The organism is Mycobacterium sp. ACS4331, from assembly GCF_001667265.1.
In the GTDB taxonomy this organism is placed as follows: Bacteria; Actinomycetota; Actinomycetes; order Mycobacteriales; family Mycobacteriaceae; genus Mycobacterium.
This window is the reverse complement of sequence record NZ_LZHW01000041.1, coordinates 1-920: the sequence shown is the minus strand read 5'-3', so window position 1 is coordinate 920 and position 920 is coordinate 1. Positions and strand designations below refer to the sequence as shown.

The 920-nt window shown below is 66.1% G+C and carries 1 protein-coding gene; it reads right to left on the bottom strand.

Going from position 1 to position 920, the window contains the following annotated elements:
• A partial coding sequence (locus tag A5727_RS10335) for a DUF222 domain-containing protein (protein WP_068248570.1) occupies positions 1-920 on the bottom strand: 920 nt, incomplete at its 3' end.

The window sequence follows — 920 nt, the reverse complement described above, 5'->3', positions numbered from 1 at the left end:
TGCTCCAGGGCGCGACGCAACCGCCGACCGATCGTGCGCGTGCTCCGCCCCGACCCGATCAGCTGCCCGTCGCGTTCAAACCACACCTCACACGTGGCATCACACGACAGCAACCGCCGATCGGCATCCGACAAGGCTGGTCCCAGATGCAGATTCGCCAGCTTCTCCTTCACATCAACGTGCACCACCACCGTGGTGCGATGCCCCTGCGGGCGCGCAACAGCTTCGGCATCCCAACCGGCGTCCACCAACCGCATGAACGCGTTGGGCAACGCCGGAAACGGCGGACGACGCACCTCATCACGATGGTGCCCAGTGTCGGACTCATCAGCGTAGTGATCACGCTTCCACTCCCCGATCAACGCCTCATGATGCGACTGCAGCGCAGCGTCGAACTTCGCCGACTCGATCGCCGGCAGCGTGATGCGCCACGTGACCGTGTCCTCACCCACACTCTTCGACACCGAAGCCCGCGGCTCCGGCTTGGGCTCCGGCTCCGGGCGCGGCTCCAACGTGATCGCCTTCTTCAACTGACTCACCGAAGCATGGGTCGCGAACTGCCGATAATGCTCGTCGGAGCCCGCGCCGGCACGTGTGGCGATCACCCCGACCTGATCCAACGACAACAGGCCCTCGCGCAGCGCCTCCACACAGCGCGGGAACTCCTCGATCCGCTCCGCGATCGCCGCAATCGACTTCGAGTGCTCCGCCGAGGCGCCCAACCGCCACGCCAACAACCCCGCCAACGACCGGCACCCCGTGTGACCCCACAACCCGTCCATCCGCGCCGCGATCGCCACAATCCGGCCATCGATCGCGTTGCGCTGACCGGCCAACTCCGACAACTCCTCGAACAACGCGCCCGATCGATCACCGACCAGCGGCTCAACCGCCTCCTCGGGGAACGCCATGATCGACAT